2 protein-coding genes are annotated in these 2,471 nt (G+C 50.1%); both read left to right on the plus strand.

Features of this window, described 5'->3' with window-relative positions; translation table 11 throughout:
• Nucleotides 1-541: 541 nt before the first annotated feature.
• The gene (locus HPY90_RS15835; protein WP_287195937.1) at nucleotides 542-859 is read left to right on the plus strand and encodes a hypothetical protein; all 318 of its coding nucleotides are present in this window, start codon (nucleotides 542-544) and stop codon (nucleotides 857-859) included.
• A gap of 250 nt (nucleotides 860-1,109) precedes the next feature.
• Nucleotides 1,110-2,354: a group II intron reverse transcriptase/maturase gene (ltrA, locus tag HPY90_RS15840; protein WP_287195939.1), complete on the plus strand. Its 1,245-nt coding sequence runs from the start codon at nucleotides 1,110-1,112 to the stop codon at nucleotides 2,352-2,354.
• The last annotated feature ends 117 nt before the right edge of the window (nucleotides 2,355-2,471 follow it).

A 2,471-nucleotide genomic window follows, 5' to 3' on the forward strand; every position in this document is an offset into this window, starting at 1 on the left:
GAGGTGGTGCGCCAGTTCGGCGTTGTGAATATAGCCGGTGGGAACCCGGCACGGTAAGGCCCAGCCAGCCGCCGTTATCCAGCCTTGGAACCGAAGCCGTGAGGTGAGGTTTAAGCGTAGGCAGGAAACCATGCGAGCCGTAACGCGAAAGTGTGAAGCTATGGAGCCCCGTCAGATCATACAAAGTGGAAGCCGATGCCTTCACCTCGGCAGCAGGCAATAACGTTTGGTTCGATAGAGGCGAGAACAAACGGGTTCCACCGGGGTCTGAGAGCATGGCGAGCATGAGACTGTTATTCACAGCGTACCTGGGAGGCCTTGCATATTCTCGAAAGAGTATTTTCCGCACAAGGAGCATTTCGTCCAAGGCGGGAGAAACGGTATGCAAGGAGTCGGATTCGCTCATAGTGTGTGCGTGGCAGCATGGCTGTCAGGTGGGTTAAAGTCCCACTGAGCCCCGGACTAGGGGGCTCATATCCAAACCCGGGGGTAACTCCTCGGGGGCCGGGTAATAACCGGAGGGCAGGGCGCTCACCGCGAGGTGAGGTCTGAAGGGCTTGAGGAGAAGTACCAGGCTGTAATCAAAGGGGCTACCCTGATGATGAACCGGTCGGCCAAAGACGGGGCAAGGTCGAGCCCGCACTATGGGGGTGAAGGCGTTCTAGTCCACCCGTCGTACCAAGGTGTTTGCGGACGGCATGGTACGGAAGACTGTCATGTGACCCACGGAGGCCTCGTATCGTCTGGTGGTGGCACCGTAAATGGACCGGTGGGTAAATATAGTCGGGATGGCGGTTGCCGAGCATGGCCATCCTGCTCAGACAAGCTCGGTAAACCAGTAAAGAATTCTATAAGGTAACCCCGAAATGAATTACCGAAGCGATGCGAGGAGTCGGAGAATCGAATAGTACTAAAACCGGTGAATAACAAAAGCACCGGGACCACTCGTGAGAAAAGTGGTCCACGGTTACCCAAAAGGTGACTTGTGGAGGGAAGTCGATTCGCTCAACTGAGCCGAACGTCCCTGCGAATCAGTGAGTATGCTTGCAGGGCAAGGATAGTTCCCTATGCGAAAGACCCGGAACCTGCAGCGGAGGAGACTGTTTACAATGGGAGAAATAGGCGCGGCAAAGAGAACAAAGGTTCATTCATTGATTGACAAGGTCTACAGTAGAACCAACTTGAGAATGGCTTGGGAAAAAGTAAAAGCAAATCAAGGTGCGGGTGGAATAGATAAGGTAAGCATTGCTGCCTTTGACGAAGTAGCCGAGGAAGAACTAGAAAGGCTATACAAGGAGCTAAAAGAGAATACGTATAAGTCGCTGCCAGTCCGCAGGGTCTATATACCGAAAAGAGGTAAACCAGGCGAAGAAAGGCCGCTGGGTATTCCTGCTATTCGTGATCGCATATGCCAGCAGGCGTTGAAAAACCGGCTGGAGCCGATTTTTGAGCCGGAATTCAATGACTGCAGTTTTGGATATAGACCCGGGCGATCTCCACACGATGCCATGCGCAAGATTTGGCTTGAAATAATGGCCGGATATCACTGGATTCTAGATGCGGACCTAAAGGACTACTTTGGGAGCGTACCCCATGAAAAGCTGATTGATATGGTAGCAGAGAAAGTCAGCGACGGGCGCGTGCTGGAGTTAATCAGGCAGATGCTCAAAGCAGGATATGTTGAAAAAGGTAAAAGATTACCCACGCCTAAGGGCACTCCTCAAGGCGGAGTCATAAGCCCATTACTCAGTAATATCTACCTTACACCATTCGATAACGAAATGACAAATCGGGGCTATCGCCTGACTCGTTTTGCCGATGATTGGACGGTGTTATGCCGGACCAAAGCCGAAGCTTACAGCGCCCTAAAGGATGCAAAGCGAATTCTAGAGGGATTAGGGCTTAAACTTCACCCAGAAAAGACAAGAATTACTCATGTAAAATGGGGATTTGAATTTCTCGGGTACAAAATTAAACAGGGTAAAGGATTGAAATTGCCTGAGGATAAGATAAAAAGCCAACCAAACAAATTAGATATTTATGCGGTTCCCGCGGCAAAATCAATCAAAAGATTCATGGACCAAATTAGAGCCAAGACGAAACGGAGAATACCTTTAACCCTGAAAGAAATAATTGACGAGATAAACCCTATAATCAGAGGGTGGGGAAACTATTACCGCAAGGCCCATATCCGCAAACTTTTCAACCGTCTAGACCGGTGGATAATCCGACGACTTTGGTCACATCAACTCAAGCGTTGGCGGAATACTGGGTGGAGAAGATATCCCACAAAACATTTATATGGCTATTACAAGCTGGTCAATTTGGTACACCTGATTCCGAGCCTTTGTTGAGAGTCGTAATACAAAAATCAGTTGAGGAAAGCGGATTACGGGAAAACTGTACGATCCGTTTGAACGAGCGGACGGAGGCAGGCCTGCAAAGGCCCACCTCTTCCGACTCTACACCAA

Origin of the sequence: Syntrophothermus sp., from assembly GCF_013314835.1 — a bacterium.
GTDB classification, from domain to species: domain Bacteria; phylum Bacillota; class Syntrophomonadia; order Syntrophomonadales; family Syntrophothermaceae; genus Syntrophothermus; species Syntrophothermus lipocalidus.

Coding starts and splice junctions, on each gene's coding strand:
- ltrA (WP_287195939.1), top strand. CDS start 1,110: ATGGGAGAAATAGGCGCGGCAAAGAGAACAAAGGTTCATTCATTGATT.